A 21,458-nucleotide genomic window follows, 5' to 3' on the forward strand; every position below is an offset into this window, starting at 1 on the left:
ACACTGCCCCGGCCCACGCACCCCCGCGACCCGTACCCTTGCCCCATGCAGACCCCGGTGGACGGCCCCGAGGAGACCCCGGCGGACCGGCACGCGTACCCCTCCCACTGGGAGGCCGACGTGGTGCTGCGTGACGGGGGCACCGCCCGCATCCGGCCCATCGCGCCCGCCGACGCGGACCGCCTGGTCAGCTTCTTCGAGCAGGTCTCCGACGAGTCGAAGTACTACCGCTTCTTCGCGCCCTACCCGCGCCTGTCCGCCAAGGACGTGCACCGCTTCACGCACCACGACTACGTGGACCGCGTCGGCCTCGCGGCCACCGTCGGCGGCGAGTTCATCGCCACCGTCCGCTACGACCGCATCGACGCCCAGGGCCGCCCCGCCTCCTCCCGCCCGGCCGGAGGGAGCTCCGCCCCCGTGCCCGTCCCGGACGAGGCCGAGGTCGCCTTCCTCGTCCAGGACGCCCACCAGGGCCGCGGCGTGGCCTCCGCGCTGCTCGAACACATCGCCGCCGTCGCCCGCGAGCGCGGCATCCGGCGCTTCGCCGCCGAGGTCCTGCCCGCCAACACCAAGATGGTGAAGGTCTTCACGGACGCCGGTTACCAGCAGAAGCGCAGCTTCGAGGACGGCGTGGTCCGCCTCGAACTGGATCTGGAGCCCACCGACCGCTCCGTCGCCGTCCAGCGCGCCCGCGAGCAGCGCGCCGAGGCGCGCTCCGTGCAGCGGCTGCTCGCCCCCGGCTCCGTCGCCGTGATCGGCGTCGGCCGCGCCGAGGACAGCGTCGGCCGCACCGTCCTGCGCAACCTGCTGCGCGCGGGCTTCACCGGCCGTCTGTACGCCGTCAACCGCGCCTTCCCGGACGCCGCCCTCGCCGAGGGCGTCGAAGGCGTGCCCGCCCACCGCTCCGTGCGCGACGTCCCCGGGGACGTCGACCTCGCCGTGGTCACCGTCCCCGCCGAGCACGTGCCCGAAGCCGTCGCCGCGTGCGGCGAGCACGGCGTCCAGGGGCTCGTCGTCCTCTCCGCCGGATACGCCGAGAGCGGTCCCGAGGGCCGCGACCGGCAGCGCGCGCTCGTCCGCCAGGCCCGCTCCTACGGCATGCGCCTGATCGGCCCCAACGCCTTCGGCGTCATCAACACCTCCGCCGACGTCCGCCTGAACGCCTCCCTGGCCCCGGAACTCGCCGCCCCGGGGCGCATCGGCCTGTTCACCCAGTCCGGCGCCATCGGCATCGCCCTGCTGTCCCGGCTGCACCGGCGCGGCTCGGGCCTCACCGGCATCTCGACGTTCGTGAGCGCGGGCAACCGCGCCGACGTCTCCGGCAACGACGTCCTCCAGTACTGGTACGACGACCCGGACACCGACGTCGCCCTGATGTACCTGGAGTCGATCGGCAACCCCCGCAAGTTCACCCGCCTCGCCCGCCGCACCGCCGCCGCGAAGCCCCTCGTCGTCGTCCAGGGCGCCCGGCACAGCGGCATCGCCCCCACCGGGCACGCCGGCGCCGCCACCCGCCTGCCGCACGCCACCGTCTCGGCCCTGCTCCGCCAGGCCGGGGTCATCCGCGTCGACACCGTCACCGAGCTCGTCGACGCCGGGCTGCTCCTCGCAGGACAGCCGCTGCCCGCCGGACCCCGGGTCGCCATCCTCGGCAACTCCGAGTCCCTCGGCCTGCTCACCTACGACGCGTGCGTCGCCGAAGGCCTGCGCCCGCTGCCCCCGCGCGACCTGACCACGGCCGCGACCCCCGAGGACTTCCGCGCCGCGCTCGGCGCCGCGCTCGCGGCCGACACCTGCGACGCCGCCGTCGTCACCGTCATCCCCTCCCTCGGAGAGTCCAGCCGCCGGGGCCAGGGCGAGACCCTGGCCACCGCGCTGCGGGCCGCCGCGGCCTCCTGCCCCGGCAAGCCCGTCGCCGTGGTCCACGTGGAGCTCGGCGGCCTCGCCGAGGCCCTCTCCGCCGCCGCGAGCACCAAGCCCCACGCGCCCGGCGCCCGGCCCGCGGACCCGCCGCCCGCCACACCGCCGGAGGCCGCCGCCCCGCCGCCCCACGCCCGCATCCCCGCCTACCCCGCGCCCGAGCGCGCCGTCCGCGCCCTCGCCGAGGTCGTCACGTACGCCCGGTGGCGCCAGGACATCGCCGACCCCGGCAAGGTGCCCGAGTACGACGACATCGACGAGCAGGGCGCCGCCGCGCTCATCGCGGCCCTCCTCGCCAGGAGCGGCGACCCGCACGGCCTCACCCTCGGCCCCGACGACGCCCAGGACCTGCTCGGCCGCTACGGCATCACCGTCCGCCCGGCCCTGCCCGCGCCCGACGCGGACGCCGCCGCCGACGCCGCCCGCCGGCTCGGCTACCCGGTGGCCCTCAAGACCACCGCGCCCCATCTGCGCCACCGCCCCGACCTCGGCGGCGTACGCCTCGACCTCGCCGACGAGGACCAGCTCAGGCGCGCCTACCGCGAGCTCACGCAGGCGCTCGGCCGCCCCGCCGAGCTGCGGCCCGTCGTCCAGGCCATGGTCGCGCGCGGCGTCGACACCGTCGTGCGCGCCGGACACGACGCCGCCGCCGGAGCCGTGCTGTCCTTCGGCCTCGCGGGCGCCGCGTCCGAGCTGCTCGGCGACACCGCGCACCGGCTGATCCCCGTCACGGACCGCGACGCCCGCACCCTGGTCCGGTCCATCCGGACCGCGCCCCTCCTCTTCGGCTGGCGCGGCTCCGCGCCCGTCGACGCCACCGCCCTCGAAGAGCTGCTCCAGCGGGTCTCCCGGCTCGTCGACGACCACCCCGAAGTGGTCACCGTCTCACTGGAACCGGTGGTCGTCGCCCAGGAGGGCCTGTCCGTCCTCAGCGGCACCGTCCGCCTCGCCCCGCCCCCGGCCCGCGACGACCTGGGCCCGCGCACCCTGCCCGCGTACTGAGTCCGCCCGCGGCGGCCGCCACCGCGCACCTCGGGGCGGGCGCCGGGTCGTAGGATGGGCGGCATGGCAAAGACCGGTACCACGACCCAGGGGCTGCGCGCGGCGATCGAGCGCAGCGGCTACTACCCGGCCCTCGTGGCCGAGGCGGTGGAGGCCGCGGTCGGCGGCGAGGCCATCGGGTCGTACCTGGTCCACCAGGAGACCACCTTCGACGCGAACGAAGTACGCCGTCACGTGACGGTGCTCGTCCTCACCGACACCCGCTTCATCGTCAGCCACACCGACGAGCAGGCGGCCGACAGCACCTCGCCGACCCCGTACGCCACGACCTCCACCGAGTCCGTGAAGATCGGCCGGATCTCGTCGGTCGTCGTCAGCCGCGTCGTCGCCAACCCGGAGAAGTACGTCCCCGGCTCCCTGCCCCGCGAGGTCGTCCTCACCATCGGCTGGGGCGCCGTCTCCCGCATCGACCTCGAACCCGCCGCCTGCGGCGACCCCAACTGCGAGGCCGACCACGGCTACACCGGCAGCTCCACCGCCGACGACCTGAGCCTGCGGGTCAGCGAGGCCGGTGACGGCCCCGACACCGTGCGCCAGACCCTCGCCTTCGCGCAGGCGCTGTCCGAGGCCACGGCGGCCGTCGCCGGCGGCACGGGCGCCGGCCGCTGATGGCCACAGCCGACTGGGTCGACGGCTGGGACGACGTACAGCCCCTGGACCCGGCCACCGCGCCCCTGCCGCAGTACGGCGCCGGATCCCTCGCCGACCTGCTGCCCACCCTCGTCGCGCACCAGGGGGTCGACGGCTTCGCCCCCGTCATCCCCGAGCTCGCCCCCGCCGACCGCGTCTGCGTCTTCCTCATCGACGGGCTCGGCTGGGAGCAGTTGCGCGCCCACCCCGCCGAGGCGCCCTTCCTGACCTCGCTGCTCGGCTCCTCCCGCGGCGGCACCGGGCGCCCCCTGACCGCGGGCTTCCCCGCCACCACCGCCACCTCGCTCGCCTCCGTCGGCACGGGCCTGCCCCCGGGCGACCACGGACTGCCCGGGTACACCGTCCGCAATCCGGACACCGGTGAGCTGATGAACCAGCTCCGCTGGAAGCCCTGGACCGACCCGCACGCCTGGCAGCCGCACCCCACGGTCTTCCAGCGCGCCCACGCCGCCGGCGTCCACACCGCGCAGGTCTCCTCGCCGACCTTCGAGCACACCCCGCTCACCAAGGTCGCGCTCAGCGGCGGCACCTTCCGCGGCCGCCTCTCCGGCGAGGACCGCATGGACCTCGCCGCCGAGCAACTGGCCGCCGGGGACCGCTCCCTCGTCTACACGTACTACGCGGAGGTCGACGGCAAGGGCCACCGCTTCGGCCTCGACTCCGACCCCTGGCGCGGCCAGCTCATGTACGTCGACCGGCTCGCCCAGCGCCTCGCCGAGCAGCTCCCGCCGCGCAGCGCCCTGTACGTCACCGCCGACCACGGCATGGTGGACATCCCCTTCGACGACCGGGCCCGCCTCGACTTCGACGAGGACTGGGAGCTGCGCGCCGGCGTCGCCCTCCTCGGCGGCGAGGGCCGCGCCCGCCACGTCTACGCCGTCCCCGGCGCCGAGGCCGACGTCCTCGCGGTCTGGCGTGAGGTCCTCGGCGACCGCTTCTGGGTCGCCGGGCGCGAGGAGGCCGTGGCCGCGGGCTGGTTCGGCCCGCGCGTCGACGAGCGCGTCCACGGTCGCATCGGCGACGTCGTCGCCGCCGCCCACGACGACGCCCTGATCATCGCGTCCCGGACCGAGCCCCACGAGTCCGCGATGGTCGGCAACCACGGCTCCATGACCCCCGCCGAACAGCTCGTACCGCTGCTCGAAGTACGCTCCTAGCCCCTCCCGACCGCCCGGCGGCCCACGCCGCCGCCCGCCCGCACACACGATGAAAGGCCCGCAACCGCCCATGCCTGAGCTGGTGTTCTTCTCCGGAACGATGGACTGCGGGAAGAGCACCCTCGCGCTGCAGATCGAGCACAACCGCTCGGCCCGCGGCCTCGAAGGCATGATCTTCGCGCGTGACGACCGCGCGGGCGCGGGCAAGCTCTCCTCCCGCCTCGGCCTGGTCACCGAGGCCATCGAGGTCGCCGACGAGCTGGACTTCTACGCCCACCTCGTCGACCACCTCTCCCAGGGCGGCCGCGCCGACTACGTCATCGTCGACGAGGCGCAGTTCCTCGCCCCCGAGCAGATCGACCAGCTCGCGCGCGTGGTCGACGACCTCGGCCTCGACGTCTTCGCCTTCGGCATCACCACCGACTTCCGCACCAAGCTCTTCCCGGGCTCCCAGCGGCTCGTCGAGCTCGCCGACCGCATAGAGGTCCTCCAGGTGGAGGCGCTGTGCTGGTGCGGCGCCCGCGCCACCCACAACGCCCGCACCGTCGGCGGTCACATGGTCGTCGAAGGCGCCCAGGTCGTCGTCGGCGACGTCAACCAGGCGCCCGACGAGGTGGGCTACGAGGTGCTGTGCCGCCGCCACCACCGGCGCCGCATGACCGCCGCCGCCGCGCACGCGAGCGCGCTGTCGCCCGACGTCCTGCCCCTGGACGGCGACACCGTCGGCACCCTCGAACGCTCCTAGGCCCCGGACGCCACCCGCCTCCGGGCCCGGTCCGCCCTACGGAGTCGCCGCGTCCGCCCGCAGGCGCTCCGGGATGGACGGCTCGGAGCGCAGCAGCGAGAACACCGCCCCCTCGGGGTCGGCGACCGTGGCGACCCGGCCGTGCGCGCGCGTGCGCGCCGGGCGCACGACGTGGCCGCCGAGCTCCAGCACCCGCCGTACGGCGGCGTCCACGTCCGCGGCCTCGAAGAACGTCATCCAGTGCGCGCCCCGGTCGCGGGGCAGGGCGCTGCCGACGCCACGCACCGAGGCCACCGCCCGGCCCTCCAGGAGGAACGTCAGACGGTCCATGCCGGGCCCGCCCGACGCCTCCTCGGTGTAGCCGAACAGCGTCCGGTAGAACTTGGCGACCTCGGCCGTCTCTCGCGTCAGCAGCTCGTTCCACACCGGCGTGCCGTGCACCCCGGCCAGCCCCGTACCTAGGTGCTCCGCCGCCTGCCAGATGCCGAACACCGCGCCGGCCGGGTCCGAGGCGACGGCCAGGCGGCCGGCCTCCGCCGCGGTCAGCGGGCCGACGCCCACCGTGCCGCCGCAGTGCCGTGCCGTCTCCGCCGTCTCGTCCACGTCGTCCGACGCCAGGTACGGCGTCCAGGCGATCGGCAGCCGCCTGTCGGGCGGCAACTGGCCGATCCCCGCCACCTCGCGGCCGTTCAGCAGGGCGCGCACATAGGGCCCGAGCTGCTGCGGCCCCGGCTCGTACGTCCAGCCGAAGAGCGCGGCGTAGAACTCCTGGGTCGCGGCCAGGTCGTGCACCATCAAACTCACCCAGCAGGGCGCGCCGGGCGCGGGCCGCGCAGTCGGTACGCGTCGGCTGTCCGGCCACCGTGCCTCGGTCATCGTCACTCTCTCCTCGGGCCCTCGTGGCGCCGACAGCTCACGGTCGGCAGACATCGGCTGACGGACACCGGACGACGGAGACCGGCTCGCCGAGCCCGCCGTCCCTCGCCTGTGCTCCGTCGCCCGCTGTCCGTCGTCCGTCAGCCGTCGCCGCTCCGCTTCGCTTCGTCTTCCGAACGCGCGTACGTCGGCCGCGCGCATGCCCGTTCGTGCAGATGCTCGCACCACCCGTCGCCCGGCGCTCCCCGGCCGCGCCGCTTCTTCCGCATTCCTCGCGGAGGATGCCCGATCTGCGGTTTCTCACCCGTAAACGCGTGATTGCCGGGCCGTGTCCGTTGTGGGTACGTGGCGTGCCCGGACCGGTACGCCAAGTGTTCGGGCGTGGTACGGCCGAGCAGGGTAGCCGGACCTGGACGCGGCGGCCACCCCGTGGGCAAGGTTGGGGCTTATGAATGCCATCATCTCCGCATCCGAACTCGCGAGCGACCTGGCGGGCGGAAACCCGCCAGTGCTGCTCGACGTCCGCTGGCAGCTCGGCGGCCCGCACCAGCGGCCCGCGTACGAGGAGGCGCACATCCCCTCGGCGGTCTTCGTGAACCTCGACGCCGACCTCGCGGGGCCGGCCGGGGCGGCGGGCCGCCACCCGCTGCCGGACACCGCGCGCTTCGGCGCGGCGATGCGGGCGGCCGGGGTCTCGGCGGACCGGGACGTCGTCGTGTACGACGGCGGCCAGGGCTGGGCGGCGGCGCGCGCGTGGTGGCTGTTGCGCTGGGCGGGTCACCCGTCGGTCCGGGTGCTCGACGGCGGGCTCGCGGCGTGGCGGGGCGAGCGGGAGTCCGGGGACGTGCGGCCGCCCGCCGAGGGCACCTTCACGCCGGTCCCGGACTCCCTGCCCCTGCTGGACGCGGACGGGGCGGCCGCCCTGGCCCGCTCGGGGCTGCTCCTGGACGCGCGGGCGGCCGAGCGCTACCGGGGTGACGTCGAGCCGATCGACCGCGTCGGCGGTCACATCCCGGGCGCCGTCTCGGCGCCCACGACGGAGAACGTCGCCGACGACGGCCGGTTCCGCCCCGCCGAAGAACTCGCGGCCCGCTTCAAGGCCCTGGGCGCCGCCGACGTCCAGGAGGTCGGCGTGTACTGCGGCTCGGGCGTGTCGGGCGCCCATGAGGTGCTCGCGCTCGCGGTGGCGGGCATCCCGGCGGCGCTGTACGTCGGTTCGTGGTCGGAGTGGTCGGCGGACCCGTCCCGCCCGGTGGCGACGGGACCGGAACCGCGGTGACGCGTGGCGGGGCGGAGCCGGTGGCGCGGTGACGCGCGGCGGGGCGGAGCCGGTGACGCGCCGAGGCAGGGCCGGAACGGCGAGATCGCGCCACTCCTCCCACCCGACTACTGATCACGCTCCGTAATCCGTGAAGGCCGCGTGAAGAGCCCGTACGGATTCTGCGTACGGGCTCTTTCGGCGTGTCCGCAGTGCGCCCCGGGAGGATGGTTCCTTCTCCTGCCCGGGGTCGTTTTCCGCGGCTACTCCTGCTTCTTGCGGCGCGTGCCGAAGACGATCTCGTCCCAGCTCGGCACGGCGGCCCGGCGGCCGGGGCGGACGCCGTCGGCCTCGGCCTGGCGGTCCGTGGAGCCGACCAGGCGCTCGCGGTGGCTTGCCACCGCGCGCGGCATGAGCACGTCCGCGTAGGCGGAACCGGCCGACGCCGCGGTGGCCGCGGGCTCCTCGGCCTCCGGCTCCTGCTCCGGCTCGTCCTGCGGTGCGGACGGCAGTTCGGAGGGTGCCGTCGTCGGACGCTCGGGGACGACCATGTCGCCACGGAAGCTCGGCACCGCCTCCAGGAGGCTGGTGAGCGAGTCGCGCTCCTGCTCGGCGATGGCGCCGCCGGTGCTCGCGGGCTCCTCCGCGGGCTCCGGTGCCGGTGCCGCGCGGTCGAGCGCACGCTCCGGCGGCCGGTCCCGGGGCAGTCGCGCGATGCGCGGCACGAACGGGAAGGTCGGCTCGGGCGCGGCGATGTCGTCGGTCTCGCCGATGAGGGCGCGTGCCTCGTCGTCGACGGCCTGGACGAGGCGGCGCGGCGGGTCGTACGTCCAGCTCGCGGAGTGCGGCTCGGTGGCGACGCGGTAGACGAGCAGCACCTCCCAGGTGCCGTCGTCCCGGCGCCAGGAGTCCCACTGCACCGACTCCTTGTCGGCGCCGCGCAGCAGCAGCCGCTCCTGGACGGCCTCGCCGAGCTGGGGTCCGGTGTTCTCGCCGGGGCGGCGCACGGGGGTCTTCCGGGCGCGCTCGGCCATGAAGGCGCGCTCGGCGAGCACGGGGCCCTCGAAGCGCCGGACGCGGTCGACGGGGATGCCGGCGAGCGAGGCGACTTCCTCCGCGCTGGCTCCGGCGCGTATACGTGCCTGGATGTCGCGGGGGCGGAGGTGGCTCTCCACCTCGATCTCGATCTGGCCGAGACGCGGCCGGTCGCCGCGCACGGCGGCACGCAGCCGTTCGTCGATCGGAAGCGTGTACTCCGTGCTGTCCGCAGCCTTCAGCACCAGCCGTGTGCCGTCGTTGCTGACGGCCACGACACGCAGTTCGGGCATGGGGACCTCCCGGGTGGTGCCTGCCGACGTCACGTGCGTCGCTGCTTCCGCTAGTCGAGTGTGGCCTGCCCGGGTGCAGCCTGCCACAACCTTGCCGAGTTGCCCGGCGTGTCGGGCGTGGGCCCTGGAACGCCGTGATGGCACGGTTACTTCTTCGCAACGCTAAGTGACCATGGTGGCCACCTTGTGCAGCGAGCCCCCTCCCGGCGGTCCTGGCTGGTCCCGGGCACCCTGGCTGGAGACCGGACCCAGGGCTCGCAACACTACTCCATTCGGACCACCCGGGTGGACCGGCACGCCCACCGAACTTCTCCCGGGCGAAGGGAGTTGATGGGGGCCAGGGGCGCGAACACCCCGCGCACAGGTGGCGCTCTTCACGTTAACGCCAGAATCGGAACTGCTGGCTTCGCACATACGTCCCCTTCTTGAGTGGCACGCGTAACTCGTACGTCAATCAGGTGTGACGTCAGCAAGGCGAGAAAGGCGGCAAGGGTCGGAGATGCGTGAAAAGCCGGATACCGGCAGGGATCCCCAGAGCACCCCGGAGGACGGGGCGGAGAAGAAGCGGCTCGATCTGAGCGTGCCACAGGTGGCGGGCAGCGCCGTGGCCGCGGTGCTGGCCGCGAAGCTCGCGTCCAGCTTCGGCGTCTACGGGACGATCCTGGGCGCCGGCGTGGTGAGCGGCATCGCCACCTGTGGCGGCACGGTCTTCCAGCACTTCTTCAAGCGCACGGGTGAACAGATACGCGACGTGGCGGTGCAGGCCAAACCGAAGGCCCAGCAGGTGCCGGTCACCACGTCCACGCCGGTGCCGCCCGCGTTCAGAGCCGCGCCCGCCCCGCCGTCCGCGCCGTCGTCCGGGTACGCGAGGAGGGACACGGGCCCGGTGACCACCACGTGGGGCATGCAGTCCGCGGGCCGGGGCACCCAGGGCGCCGATCCCACGGCCGCGCTGCCGACGCCCGGCCCGCCGACGCCCGGCGCGGACGACCCGACGAACGTGCTGCCCGCCCTCGGGACGGGGAATCCCGTGGCGGGGGACTCCATGGCGGACCCCACCACCGTGCTGCCTCCGGCCGGGACGGTCGACGCGACCACGGCCCTCCCCGGCGTCGGGCCAGGGGACCCGACCACCGCCCTGCCCGCCGTGTCCGCCGACGCCGACAGGACCCAGCTCCTGGGGTCCGTCGACGCCACCCAGGTGCTCCCGGGCGACCGGCGCGACCAGGAGACCCGGCTCCTGGGCCGGGCGGGGAGCCCGGCGGGCCCGGTGCCGGGGCCGCCGCTCCCGTCGGACGAGTTCTCGGCGGGGACCACGCATCGCGCGCGGGTGACCAGTTGGAAGCGGCCGCTGGTCGCCGCCGCCGTCGTGTTCGGCGTGGCGCTCACCGGGATCACCGCGTACGAGCTGGTGAGCGGCCGGAGCTTCAGCGGTGACGACAAGTCCACGTCGATCAGCGACTTCGTGAGGGGCAAGAACTCCTCGTCGTCCGACGACAAGCCCACGCCCGGCGACGGCACCGGCCGGCCCTCGGACAGCGGCACGTCCGGTACGGACGACGGCTCGCAGGACGACGGCACCTCCGGGAACCCCAGCGGCACGCCGTCCCCCGGCGACGGCGACGGCTCCGGATCGGGCACGGGCACCGGCAAGGACCAGGGCGGCACCCCGGACAGCGGGGACAAGGGCGACAACGGCGACAACGCCGACCAGGGCGACCAGGGCGGCAAGGGCGGCAAGGGCGACGGGAACGGCTCCGGCGACGACGGTACGAAGCCCACGCCGACCCCCACGCCCACGCCGACGCCCACCCCGACCCCGACGCCCACCCCGCCGAACGGCGCCGGGGGCGGCCCCGGGACGGGCGTCCCCGAACGGCAGCAGCAGTCGCCCGAGCGGTAGCGCGGCTGCCCGCCCTCCATGGGCGACCGCCTCGCCCGGAGCCTCAGTCGCCGAGCACGCGCCGCAGATAGGCGTTGGCGAAGGTCCGCTCCGGGTCGAGGCGGTCGCGCAGCGCCGTGAACTCGGCGAAGCGCGGGTAGGCGGCGGCGAAGTACGCGGCGTCGCGGGTGTGGAGCTTCCCCCAGTGGGGCCGTCCCTCGTGGGCGGTGAAGATCCGCTCAGCGGCGCCGAAGTACGCGCGGAAGGGGGTCCCCTTGTACAGGTGCACGGCGATGTACGCGCTGTCGCGGCCGGACGCGGTGGAGAGCGTGATGTCGTCGGCGGGGGCCGTGCGGACCTCCACGGGGAAGCTGACCCGCAGCGGGGAGCGCTCGATCATCGTCCTGAGCTCCCGCAGCGTGTCCACGAGGGCCTCGCGCGGAACGGCGTACTCCATCTCCACGAAGCGCACGCGCCGGGGGCTGGTGAAGACCTTGTACGGGATGTCCGTGTAGGTGCGGGCCGACAGCGCCCTGCTGGAGATCCTGGCGATGGCCGGGATGGTGGCGGGCACGGCGCGGCCGAGCGAGTTGACGACCTGGAAGAGGCCGTTGGAGAGCAGCTCGTCCTCGATGAAGGCGCTGACGGGGTGCGGGGGAGCGGCGGGGCCCAGGCTGCGGTTGTTGCGCTTGGTGTTGCAGTTGCCGGTGTGCGGGAACCAGTAGAACTCGAAGTGCTCGTTCTCGGCGACGAGCTCGTCGAACTCCGCGGTGACCCGGTCGAAGGGCATCGGCTCCTCGCGCGCCTGGAGGAGGAAGAGCGGCTCCACGGAGAACGTGATCGCGGTGATGACGCCGAGCGCGCCGAGCCCGACCCGGGCGGCGGCGAAGACGTCGGGGTGCCGCTCCCGGGAGCAGGTGAGGACCTCGCCGTCGGCGGTGACGAGTTCCAGCGCGGTGATCTGGGCGGCGAGTGAGGCGGAGTCGCGGCCGGTGCCGTGCGTCCCGGTGCTGACGGCGCCGGAGACCGTCTGCTCCATGATGTCGCCCATGTTCGTCAGGGACAGGCCCTCGCGGGCGAGCGCGGCGTTCAGGCGCTTGAGCGGGGTGCCCGCCTCGACGGTGACGGTGCCCGCCGCGTGGTCGATCGCGCGGATGCCGGTGAGCAGGTCCGGGCGTATCAGCAGGCCGTCGGTGGCGGCGGCGGCCGTGAAGGAGTGACCCGTGCCCACGGGCTTCACGGTCAGGCCGTCGGTCCGCGCCCCGCGGACGGCCTCGACGAGCTCGTCCACCGAGGCGGGCGTCGCCTCGCGCGCGGGGCGGGCGGCGACGGTCCCCGCCCAGTTACGCCACGCCGCTCGACTCCTCGTGCTGGTCGCTGCCGCGCCCGTGCCCCTGCCCGTTCCCGTGCCCATGGGTCCCCTCCCGTCGCGGAGCCGGCCGCTGCAGCCGGCGGTACCCCAGGAGCCCGACCACCGCCGCGAGCGCCCCGGCCACGCCCGGCACGCCGTACCCGGCGCTCGGTCCCGCGGCGTCGATCACCCAGCCGGCCGCGGAGGAGCCGAGCGCGATCCCGACGGCGAGGCCGGTGCTGACCCAGGTCATGCCCTCGGTCAACTGCGCGCGTGGTACGTGCTGTTCGACGAGGGCCATCGTCGTGATCATCGTGGGTGCGATGGACAGGCCCGCGAGGAAGAGCGCCGCGGCCAGGAACGGCAGGCTCCCGACCAGTTGAAGCGGGATCATACTCACGGCCATCGCACACACGCCCACCAGCCACCTGCGCGCGGGCGCCCCGGTGAAGTTCATGAGGCCGAAGGCCACGCCCGCGAGACACGACCCGAGCGCGTACACGGCGAGCACCAGGCTCGCCGCGCTCTTGTGGCCCTCCTCCTCGGCGAAGGCGACCGTGACCACGTCCACGGCGCCGAAGATGGTGCCGGTCGCGACGAAGGCCGCGCCCAGGACCTGCAGGCCGGGGGAGCGCAGCGCGGAGCCCTTGGTGTGGTGCTCGCGCGGGTGCGGCACCGGCTCGGTGGCGCGCTGGGCGGTCAGCCAGAAGACGCCCACGGCGAGGAAGACGGCGGCCAGGAGCGGCCCGGACTCGGGGAACCACACCGTGGACAGGCCGATCGAGATGATCGGCCCGAAGATGAAGCAGACCTCGTCCACGACGGACTCGAAGGAGTACGCCGTGTGCAGCTTCGAGGTGCCGCCGTACAGGGCCGCCCAGCGCGCGCGGACCATCGATCCCACGCTCGGTACGCAGCCCACGAGCGCGGCGAAGACGAACAGCGTCCAGTCCGGCAGCTCGAACCGCGCGGCGAGCAGCAGGCCCGCCACGGCCGCGAGCGACACCAGGGTCGCGGGCCGCAGGACCCGGCGCTGGCCGTGCCGGTCCACGAGCCGGGAGATCTGCGGGCCGATGGCGGCGGCGGACAGCGCGACGGTGGCCGAGAGGGCGCCCGCGAGGCCGTACCGCCCGGTGATCTGGGAGACCATCGTGACGATGCCGATGCCCATCATCGACAGCGGCATCCGCCCGAGGAGCCCGGCGGCGGAGAACCCCTTGCTGCCGGGGGCGGCGAAGATGGCGCGGTAGGGGCTCGGCACGTGGACTCCGCGGGGGCGCGGGAGCGGGCGGCCGGGGCGGCCGTGCGGCTCCGTAAGGCGTGAAGATGGCTGATACAGCTTACGACCGCGGGGGACCGCAGCGCACCGTCGTTTTCCTGCCGGGCCCTCCCGTGCCTCCCGCGCCGTCCAGTGATGTCCCGCGCCGTCCAGCGATCTCCCGCGCCCTCCCACGCCCTCCTGTGACCTCCCGTGCCGTCCCGCCCCGCGAAGCGCCGTCCCGCCCAGCGAAGCGCCTGCGCGCCCCCTCCGTTCGGCCCGGTCAGCGCCTTCGGGCCCGCTGCCCCCGGCACCGGGCTCCCGGCCAGGGCCCGCACCCGCAGCCCGTCCGACCCGCCGCCGGGGGACCGTCGTTTCCCCGCTGTCAGTGGCGGGTGGCAGGATCACAGACATGTCCGAAGCGCTGGATACCCCCCTGGATCCCACCCCGTACGACGCCCTCCTGCTGCTCTCGTTCGGCGGCCCCGAAGGCCCGGACGACGTCGTTCCGTTCCTGGAGAACGTGACGCGCGGCCGCGGCATCCCCAAGGAGCGGCTGAAGGAGGTGGGGCAGCACTACTTCCTCTTCGGCGGGGTCAGCCCCATCAACGACCAGAACCGCGCCCTGCTCGACGCCCTGCGCAAGGACTTCGCGGACCACGGCCTCGACCTGCCGGTGTACTGGGGCAACCGCAACTGGGCGCCGTACCTCACGGACACCCTGCGCGAGCTGGTGCGTGACGGCCGGCGCCGCGTCCTGGTCCTGGCCACCAGCGCGTACGCCTCCTACTCGGGCTGCCGGCAGTACCGCGAGAACCTCGCGGACGCCCTGGCGACCCTCCAGGAGGAGGGCCTCGACCTGCCGCGCGTGGACAAGCTGCGGCACTACTTCAACCACCCGGGCTTCGTGCGGCCCATGGTCGACGGCGTCCTGAAGTCCCTCGCCGAGCTGCCCGACGAGGTCCGCGACGGCGCCCACCTGGCGTTCACCACGCACTCCATCCCGACGGCGGCGGCCGACACCTCGGGCCCCGTGGCGGACCACGGCGACGGCGGGGCGTACGTGCGGCAGCACCTGGACGTGGCGCGGCTCGTCGCGGACGCGGTGCGCGAGGAGACCGGCGTCGACCGCCCCTGGGAGCTGGTGTACCAGTCGCGCTCCGGGGCCCCGCACATCCCGTGGCTGGAGCCGGACATCTGCGACCACCTGGAGGAGCGGCACGCCGCCGGGGCGCCCGCCGTGGTGATGGTCCCCATCGGCTTCGTGTCGGACCACATGGAGGTGCTGTACGACCTCGACACCGAGGCCACGGCGAAGGCCGCGGAGCTGGGTCTGCCCGTGCGGCGGTCGGCCACCGTGGGCGCCGACCCGCGGTTCGCCGCGGCGGTGCGCGAGCTCGTCCTGGAGCGCGCGGCGGCCGAGAGCGGGCGCGCGGTGACGCCCTGCGCCCTCGGCGCGCTCGGCCCGAGCCACGACCTGTGCCCGGTGGGCTGCTGCCCGGCGCGCGCCCCAAGGCCCGCGGCGGCCGGAGCCGACAGCCCATTCGCCTGAGGCACCCGGCGGTCGGCGGGGGCGGCACAGCCCTCGGAGGACGCCACGGTCGGCAGGCGCCACGCGCGCATGCGCCGGGCCCGCAGGCGTCACGGTGCACAGGCGTCACGGCCCCCCGCCTCGCCCCGCCTCGCCGAGGCGGAAGGCGGCCGTGGACCATCGAGGTGCACGGCCGCCGCCCCCGCGCAGGCCGTACGGAAACCTCGCTCGTCGTAAGGAGCCACCGTGACCGACCCCGCCGACCAGGACGCCCTGAAGGCCGAACTCCTCGCCGTCGCCCTGGAGGCCGCGCGCCGCGCCGGTGAGCTGCTGCGCGACGGCCGCCCGGACGACCTGGGGGTGGCCGCCACCAAGAGCAGCGCCGTCGACGTCGTCACCGAGATGGACATCGCCTCCGAGAAGCTGATCACGGCTTTCCTTGCCGACCGCAGGCCCGCGGACGGCGTGCTCGGCGAGGAGGGCGCCAGCTTCGAGGGCAGCAGCGGCGTCCAGTGGGTGATCGACCCGATCGACGGCACCGTGAACTACCTGTACGGCCGCCCGGACTGGGCGGTGTCCATCGCCGCGCGCCTGACCGCGGGGGACGGCGAGACCCTGGTCGGCGTCGTCCACGCGCCCGTGCGCGGCGAGACGTTCCGCGCGGTGCTCGGCCAGGGCGCGTTCCTCGACGACAAGCCGGTGCGCGTGCGCCCCGCGCCCCCCTTCGCCCAGGCGCTGATCGGCACCGGCTTCGGCTACGTCGCCGAGCGCCGCGCCCGGCAGGCCGCGGTGGTCCGGGAGCTGCTGCCCCGCGTCCGGGACATCCGGCGCGGCGGCTCGGCGGCCATCGACCTCTGCGACGTGGCGGCCGGCCGCCTGGACGCGTACTACGAACGCGGCCTGAACCCCTGGGACTTCGCCGCCGGCGACCTCGTCGCGCGCGAGGCGGGCGCCCTCACCGGCGGCCGCCCCGGCGAGGCGCTGTCCACGGAGCTGACCGTGGCGGGCCCGCCCGGCCTGTTCGAGCCCCTGCAGGCGTTCCTGGACGAGCACGGCGCCTGGCACGACTGACGGGCCGCGCCCGAGCCCTGGAGACACGACAGGACCCCGGCACCGCGGGCGCGGGTGCCGGGGTCCTGTCGTGTGCGTGACGGCCTCCGGTCAGGACGGCGTGGCGACGACCTCCACGCCGTGCTCGGCGGCCAGGCGGTGCAGATCCTCCAGCTCGGACAGCTCGACCTCGGCGAGGAAGTCGTCGCCCGTCCGACGGGCTTGCGCGAGGTCGGACTCCGTGGCCTTTATGCGCTGCAGGAGACCTGCGGTGAATGCGTCCATGGTTGCGCCCCCTCGGCTGGGTCGTGTGGGTCGGTGGCACGGGGGTGTGCCCGAGAAGCGGCGATCACGTCCGGCGCCGCCGAGGTGCGGCAGCTCGTGGCGTGTCACATACGAAGCGTGATCGCGGGTGTAACTGCCGTCCTCCCCCCGGGCTTCCTCAGGGAAACCTCAACCGGACGAGAAAATCCCGCACCCCCGGGCCCTCGGCCGCCTTACAGCCGGTTTATGGCCGAAAGGGGCAGGATGGAGGTCTCACCCCCAGATCAGACCTGCCCTGCCCGCGCGAGCCGGGGGCCGGGCGCAGAGGAAGGACAGCGACGTGCGCGTACTCGTCGTCGAGGACGAGCAACTGCTCGCCGATGCGGTGGCCACCGGACTGCGCCGGGAGGCCATGGCCGTCGACGTCGTGTACGACGGCGCGGCCGCCCTGGAGCGCATCGGCGTGAACGACTACGACGTGGTCGTCCTGGACCGTGACCTCCCCCTCGTGCACGGCGACGACGTCTGCCGCAAGATCGTCGAGCTCGGGATGCCCACCCGGGTACTGATGCTCACCGCGTCCGGCGACGTCAGCGACCGCGTCGAGGGCCTGGAGATCGGCGCCGACGACTACCTCCCCAAGCCGTTCGCGTTCAGCGAGCTCACCGCCCGTGTGCGCGCCCTGGGGCGGCGGACGAGCGTGCCGCTGCCCCCCGTCCTGGAGCGCGCCGGAATCAAGCTCGACCCGAACCGCCGCGAGGTGTTCCGCGAGGGCCGGGAGATCCAGCTCGCCCCCAAGGAGTTCGCCGTCCTGGAGGTCCTGATGCGCAGCGAGGGCGCCGTGGTCTCCGCCGAGCAGCTCCTGGAGAAGGCCTGGGACGAGAACACGGACCCGTTCACGAACGTCGTCCGGGTGACCGTCATGACCCTGCGCCGCAAGCTCGGCGAGCCCGCCGTCATCGTCACGGTGCCCGGCTCGGGCTACCGGATCTGATCTCCGTGGCCACGACACCCGCGCCACCGGCGGCGCCCCCCAAGCCGACGTGGGACCCCAGGAAGGTCGAACCGCCCTTCCCGTGGCTGCGCCCCACCATCCGCATAAGGCTCACCCTCCTGTACGGCGGCATGTTCCTGATCGCGGGCATCCTGCTGCTCTCGATCATCTACCTGCTCGCCGCGCAGGCGCTGAACGTGGGCAGCGACCTGCCCTTCAAGATCGTCTCGGGCCGGGTGGAGAGCAAGGTCTGCGACCTGCCGAGCCGCGCCTCCCCGGAGGAGTTCAACGCGGCGATGAACGCCTGCGTGAACGAACAGCGCGAGCACGCCCTGGACAACCTCCTGAGCCGCTCGCTGCTCGCCCTGCTCGGCCTGGCCGTGATCGCGTTCGCCTTCGGGTACGCGATGGCGGGCCGCGTCCTGTCACCGCTCGGCCGCATCACCCGTACCGCGCGCCGGGTGGCGGGCACGGACCTCAAGCGCCGTATCGAACTGGACGGCCCCGACGACGAGTTGAAGGAGCTGTCCGACACCTTCGACGAGATGCTGGACCGCCTGGAGCGTGCCTTCACCGCCCAGCAGCGCTTCGTCGGGAACGCCTCGCACGAGCTGCGCACCCCGCTGGCGATCAACCGCACGCTCCTGGAGGTACAGCTCTCCGACCCGGGCGCGCCCCCCGAGCTCCAGCAGCTCGGCAAGACGCTGCTCGCCACCAACGAGCGCAGCGAGCAGCTCGTGGAGGGCCTGCTGCTGCTCGCCCGCAGCGACAACCAGATCGTCGAGCGCAAGCCGGTGGACCTCGCCGAGGTCGCCGACCGCGCCGTCGACCAGACGCGGGCCGAGGCCGAGGAGAAGGGCGTCGAGATCCGCGGCGAGCGCGCCCCCGCCATCGTGCAGGGCAACGGCGTCCTCCTGGAGCGCATCGCGCTGAACCTCGTACAGAACGCCGTCCGGTACAACGTGAAGCGTCAGGAGGGGCCGGGCGAAGCCCATCAGGAGAAGGGTGGCGGCGGGCGACGGGAGGGCGGCTGGGTCGAGGTCACCACGGAGGCCCAGCACGGCCAGGCCGTCCTGGTGGTCACGAACACCGGGCCCGTGGTGCCCGCGTACGAGATCGACAACCTCTTCGAACCCTTCCGCAGGCTCCGCACCGAGCGCACCGGCAGCGACAAGGGGGTGGGTCTCGGCCTGTCCATCGCCCGGTCGGTGGCGCGCGCCCACGGGGGCCGTATCATCGCGGAGCCTCGTGAGGGGGGTGGACTCGTGATGCGGGTGACCCTGCCGATCTGAGATGCTGCCGCCGGACACGCCGGATGTTCGCTTTAAGCGGAATTTTCAGGACCCGATCCTGCCAATTCCGTGTGTGATCGATCACAGGAGCGATTTTTCGGCCATCTACTCTCCGTGACCGCGAAAGTCGTCGGAAAGCCGGGAAAATCCGGGTTTTCGGGGGTCTTGATCACGGGAAGTACACGGGGTGGCGCCCGTGAAGTGCGACATTCGGACCGTGTACGGTCCCGATCGCCATCCAAACCGATCACCTCTTCAGGGGTGCGGTTGGGTGTCGATTGAGTAACAGACCTTGATGTGAGGCAAAATCTCCGCCTCAGGTCGGGCACAAGTCCGGCCTCTCACGCGTTACGTGCGCTGAGACACCGCAGACACCCAGAGGGGGAGAGCGACATGGCAACGGACTACGACACCCCACGCAAGACCGACGACGACGTCGACTCGGACAGTCTTGAAGAACTGAAGGCCCGGCGGAACGACAAGTCCGCCTCGGCCGTCGACGTCGACGAGTTCGAGGCCGCCGAAGGCCTCGAGCTGCCCGGCGCGGACCTGTCCAACGAGGAGCTCGCGGTCCGCGTGCTTCCCAAGCAGCAGGACGAGTTCACCTGCATGAGCTGCTTCCTGGTGCACCACCGCAGCCAGCTGGCCCGAGAGAAGAACGGCCAGCCGATCTGCCGCGACTGCGACTGAGCGAGGTCGGCCGTGACTGGCTCGACCCCGCACGGGAAGAACCGCTTCGGCGACCACGAGGCGGACGCAGCCGTGCCCGAGGGCGCGACGGACGGCGAGCGGGGCCCGCAGGCCTCGCTCGGGCCTGCCGGAGCGGCGGGCGCGGACCCGGAGGGCGCCACCGCCCCCTCGGGTCCCGCCGGGGCACAGAGCGGCGCTGAGGCGGCCTACGCGGCCGTCCCCGCGCTGCTGCACGAGACGGCGGTGGGCACGTCGCCGCGGGCGGCCGTCGACGCCGCACAGGCCGTCGAGGCGGCGGAGGACGAGGGCCCCCTGACCAAGGGCAAGCGCTTCACCGCCGTCGCGAACGGCCTGCGCAAGGGCGTACGCCGCGGCGGCCGCGGTGCCAGGGCCGGCATCGGCTACCTCGCCGACCGGATCATCGAGAACGCACCCCGGGTCCCGGTCCGGGACCTGGCCACCCTCCGCAAGCAGTTCCCGGGCCTCGGCCCCGAGCAGCTCGCGGACAAGCTCATCGCGGGCGCGGCCAACGCGACCTCCACGGTCGGCGCCGGCGTCGGCGCCGCCGCCATGCTGCCGGTCCCGCCGGCGATGCCCGCGGAGCTCGCCGCCGAGATCACCGGTGTCGCCGCGATCGAGCTGAAGCTCGTCGCGGAGCTGCACGAGGTGTACGGCCGCAGACCCCCCGGCACCCTTAAGGACCGCAGCGCCGCCTACCTGCGCTCGTGGACCGAGGAGCGCGGGATCGACGTGGCCAAACCGGCCTCGGTCAACGCCGCCCTCGGCGGACAGATGAAGCGCGAGCTGCGCCAGCAGATCATGAAGCGCATGGTGCGGAACCTGCCGAACCTGATGCCCTTCATGGTGGGAGCGGCCGTCGGCGCCTTCATGAACCGGCGGGACACCAAGAAGCTCGCGGAGCGCGTCCGCGCCGATCTGCGCCGGGCCCAGGTGCCCTGGGAGGCGCTGCCCGAGCTGCCGCCCCTGCCCGGCTCCGACGAGGCCCGCCGCAAGGAGCTCGGAAGCTGACCCGAGGCCTTGCGGCCCCTGACGGCTCTTACGCCGCCCGCACCGCCTCCAGCGCCCCGGCCAGGGCCTGCGGGTTCCGCGTCGACAGGTACACGTACGGCGTCGGGTCCTCGGGGTCGGTGACCTCGACGCGCAGGGCCGTCGGGATGTAGCTGCGCAGCACCATGAACGCGCGCGGGTCCGCCTTGTGGGTCCGCCAGGCACGGGCCTCGGCCGCGTCCAGGAGCTGCGGCGTACCGAGGGCCGAGACCGGGATCTTCGCGTCGCCCGCGACCAGGAAGCCCGCCACGACCCGGATCCGCACCGAGCCGTACGCGCTGGTCAGCACCGCCGCCAGCGCCGTGCCGCCGACCAGGCCGCCCAGGAACGGCAGCGTGCCGAACGGGAGCGCCGTCAGACCCGTCGCGATGCCGACGAGCGCGGAGACGAGCCACCACGAACGGGGTGCGGTGAGGCGTTCTTCGTAAGGCTGCATGAAGCCAAGCTTGGCATGGTGCGCGACGGCCGCTGACGCGGAGGTAAGGTCTGCGCCTGTGAGTGGTACCACTGCGGCTCTGACGCCCCCGGCCGACGCCATACCCCCCGTGCGGCACCCCGACGCGCCCGCGCCCGGGGAGCTGATCGGCGCGCACTACGAGCACTGCTTCGGCTGCGGTGGCGGGCAGGCCCACGGCCTGCACCTCGCCGCCCGGGCCGGCGAAGGCGTCACCGTCACCGCCGAGTTCACGGTCCGCGAGGCGCACCAGGGGGCCCCGGGCCTCGCCCACGGCGGTGTGCTGGCGACCGCGCTCGACGAGACGCTCGGCTCGCTGAACTGGCTGCTGCGGGTGATCGCCGTGACCGGGCGCCTGGAGACGGACTTCGTGCGGCCGGTGCCGGTCGGCACGGTGCTCTTCCTGGAGGCCGAGGTCACCGCGGTCGCCGGACGGAAGATCTACTCGACGGCCACCGGGCGGATCGGCGGCCCCGAGGGCCCCGTCGCCGTGCGCGCCGACGCCCTCTTCATCGAGGTGAAGGTGGACCACTTCATCGACAACGGCCGGCCCCGGGAGATCCAGGCGGCCATGAACGACCCGGACCAGATCCGGCGCGCCCGCGCCTTCGAGGTGAACCCGTGACC

19 protein-coding genes are annotated in these 21,458 nt (G+C 74.0%); 13 read left to right on the forward strand and 6 right to left on the reverse strand.

Annotation, left to right across the window (positions count from 1 at the left end):
- Positions 1-45: 45 nt before the first annotated feature.
- The 4 genes from IE330_RS00525 to IE330_RS00540 all read left to right on the forward strand — a co-directional run bounded on the left by IE330_RS00525 (position 46) and on the right by IE330_RS00540 (position 5,535).
- The gene (locus IE330_RS00525) at positions 46-2,922 is read left to right on the forward strand and encodes a bifunctional acetate--CoA ligase family protein/GNAT family N-acetyltransferase (protein ID WP_190133766.1); all 2,877 of its coding nucleotides are present in this window, start codon (positions 46-48) and stop codon (positions 2,920-2,922) included.
- A gap of 63 nt (positions 2,923-2,985) precedes the next feature.
- The gene (locus IE330_RS00530) at positions 2,986-3,591 is read left to right on the forward strand and encodes a DUF5998 family protein (RefSeq protein WP_190133767.1); all 606 of its coding nucleotides are present in this window, start codon (positions 2,986-2,988) and stop codon (positions 3,589-3,591) included.
- Positions 3,591-4,790, forward strand: coding sequence for an alkaline phosphatase family protein (locus IE330_RS00535; RefSeq protein WP_190133768.1), 1,200 nt, complete (start codon positions 3,591-3,593; stop codon positions 4,788-4,790). The genes IE330_RS00530 and IE330_RS00535 overlap by 1 nt, the downstream gene beginning before the upstream one ends.
- A 70-nt stretch (positions 4,791-4,860) precedes the next feature.
- Positions 4,861-5,535, forward strand: coding sequence for a thymidine kinase (locus tag IE330_RS00540; protein ID WP_190133769.1), 675 nt, complete (start codon positions 4,861-4,863; stop codon positions 5,533-5,535).
- 36 nt (positions 5,536-5,571) lie between these two features.
- Here the strand turns inward: IE330_RS00540 and IE330_RS00545 are convergent, their stop codons facing one another.
- Positions 5,572-6,411, reverse strand: a complete 840-nt coding sequence (locus IE330_RS00545) for a VOC family protein (RefSeq protein WP_190133770.1) — start codon at positions 6,409-6,411, stop codon at positions 5,572-5,574.
- A gap of 448 nt (positions 6,412-6,859) precedes the next feature.
- On the opposite strand from IE330_RS00545, the gene IE330_RS00550 reads away from it, so the two are divergent.
- Positions 6,860-7,690, forward strand: coding sequence for a sulfurtransferase (locus IE330_RS00550; protein ID WP_190133771.1), 831 nt, complete (start codon positions 6,860-6,862; stop codon positions 7,688-7,690).
- A gap of 242 nt (positions 7,691-7,932) precedes the next feature.
- Here IE330_RS00550 and sepH read toward each other — a convergent pair whose 3' ends face one another.
- Positions 7,933-8,997, reverse strand: a complete 1,065-nt coding sequence (gene sepH, locus IE330_RS00555; RefSeq protein WP_190133772.1) for a septation protein SepH — start codon at positions 8,995-8,997, stop codon at positions 7,933-7,935.
- A gap of 499 nt (positions 8,998-9,496) precedes the next feature.
- On the opposite strand from sepH, the gene IE330_RS00560 reads away from it, so the two are divergent.
- Entirely contained in the window at positions 9,497-10,900 is a 1,404-nt protein-coding gene (locus IE330_RS00560; RefSeq protein WP_190133773.1) for a hypothetical protein, read from the forward strand.
- 43 nt (positions 10,901-10,943) lie between these two features.
- On the opposite strand, the gene IE330_RS00565 is transcribed toward IE330_RS00560, so the two are convergent.
- On the reverse strand, positions 10,944-12,293 hold the full coding sequence (locus IE330_RS00565) for a D-arabinono-1,4-lactone oxidase (protein ID WP_190133774.1): 1,350 nt from the start codon (positions 12,291-12,293) through the stop codon (positions 10,944-10,946).
- Positions 12,223-13,491, reverse strand: a complete 1,269-nt coding sequence (locus tag IE330_RS00570) for an MFS transporter (RefSeq protein WP_190133775.1) — start codon at positions 13,489-13,491, stop codon at positions 12,223-12,225. The genes IE330_RS00565 and IE330_RS00570 overlap by 71 nt, the downstream gene beginning before the upstream one ends.
- A gap of 409 nt (positions 13,492-13,900) precedes the next feature.
- Between IE330_RS00570 and IE330_RS00575 the strand changes: the two genes are divergently transcribed.
- The gene (locus tag IE330_RS00575) at positions 13,901-15,040 is read left to right on the forward strand and encodes a ferrochelatase (protein ID WP_373314520.1); all 1,140 of its coding nucleotides are present in this window, start codon (positions 13,901-13,903) and stop codon (positions 15,038-15,040) included.
- Between the two features lie 225 nt (positions 15,041-15,265).
- A complete protein-coding gene (locus IE330_RS00580; RefSeq protein ID WP_190133776.1) occupies positions 15,266-16,090 on the forward strand; it encodes an inositol monophosphatase family protein in 825 nt (274 codons plus the stop codon).
- Positions 16,091-16,180: 90 nt separating this feature from the next.
- Here the strand turns inward: IE330_RS00580 and IE330_RS00585 are convergent, their stop codons facing one another.
- Complete coding sequence (locus tag IE330_RS00585) at positions 16,181-16,354, reverse strand: hypothetical protein (protein ID WP_190133777.1); 174 nt, start codon at positions 16,352-16,354, stop codon at positions 16,181-16,183.
- Positions 16,355-16,673: 319 nt separating this feature from the next.
- On the opposite strand from IE330_RS00585, the gene IE330_RS00590 reads away from it, so the two are divergent.
- From IE330_RS00590 to IE330_RS00605, 4 genes are all read left to right on the forward strand, one after another.
- Entirely contained in the window at positions 16,674-17,327 is a 654-nt protein-coding gene (locus tag IE330_RS00590) for a response regulator transcription factor (protein ID WP_030680296.1), read from the forward strand.
- A 5-nt stretch (positions 17,328-17,332) separates the two neighbouring features.
- Entirely contained in the window at positions 17,333-18,619 is a 1,287-nt protein-coding gene (locus tag IE330_RS00595; protein WP_190133778.1) for a sensor histidine kinase, read from the forward strand.
- A gap of 393 nt (positions 18,620-19,012) precedes the next feature.
- Positions 19,013-19,309: a DUF4193 domain-containing protein gene (locus IE330_RS00600; RefSeq protein WP_003993510.1), complete on the forward strand. Its 297-nt coding sequence runs from the start codon at positions 19,013-19,015 to the stop codon at positions 19,307-19,309.
- A gap of 12 nt (positions 19,310-19,321) precedes the next feature.
- On the forward strand, positions 19,322-20,338 hold the full coding sequence (locus tag IE330_RS00605; RefSeq protein WP_190133779.1) for a hypothetical protein: 1,017 nt from the start codon (positions 19,322-19,324) through the stop codon (positions 20,336-20,338).
- A 28-nt stretch (positions 20,339-20,366) separates the two neighbouring features.
- On the opposite strand, the gene IE330_RS00610 is transcribed toward IE330_RS00605, so the two are convergent.
- Complete coding sequence (locus tag IE330_RS00610; protein ID WP_190133780.1) at positions 20,367-20,813, reverse strand: DUF3093 domain-containing protein; 447 nt, start codon at positions 20,811-20,813, stop codon at positions 20,367-20,369.
- Between the two features lie 58 nt (positions 20,814-20,871).
- On the opposite strand from IE330_RS00610, the gene IE330_RS00615 reads away from it, so the two are divergent.
- Positions 20,872-21,456 (forward strand): PaaI family thioesterase, encoded by a 585-nt coding sequence (locus IE330_RS00615; RefSeq protein ID WP_190133781.1) that lies wholly within the window; start codon positions 20,872-20,874, stop codon positions 21,454-21,456.
- Positions 21,457-21,458 lie beyond the last annotated feature (2 nt).

It is taken from the genome of Streptomyces longispororuber (assembly GCF_014656095.1).
GTDB lineage: Bacteria > Actinomycetota > Actinomycetes > Streptomycetales > Streptomycetaceae > Streptomyces > Streptomyces longispororuber.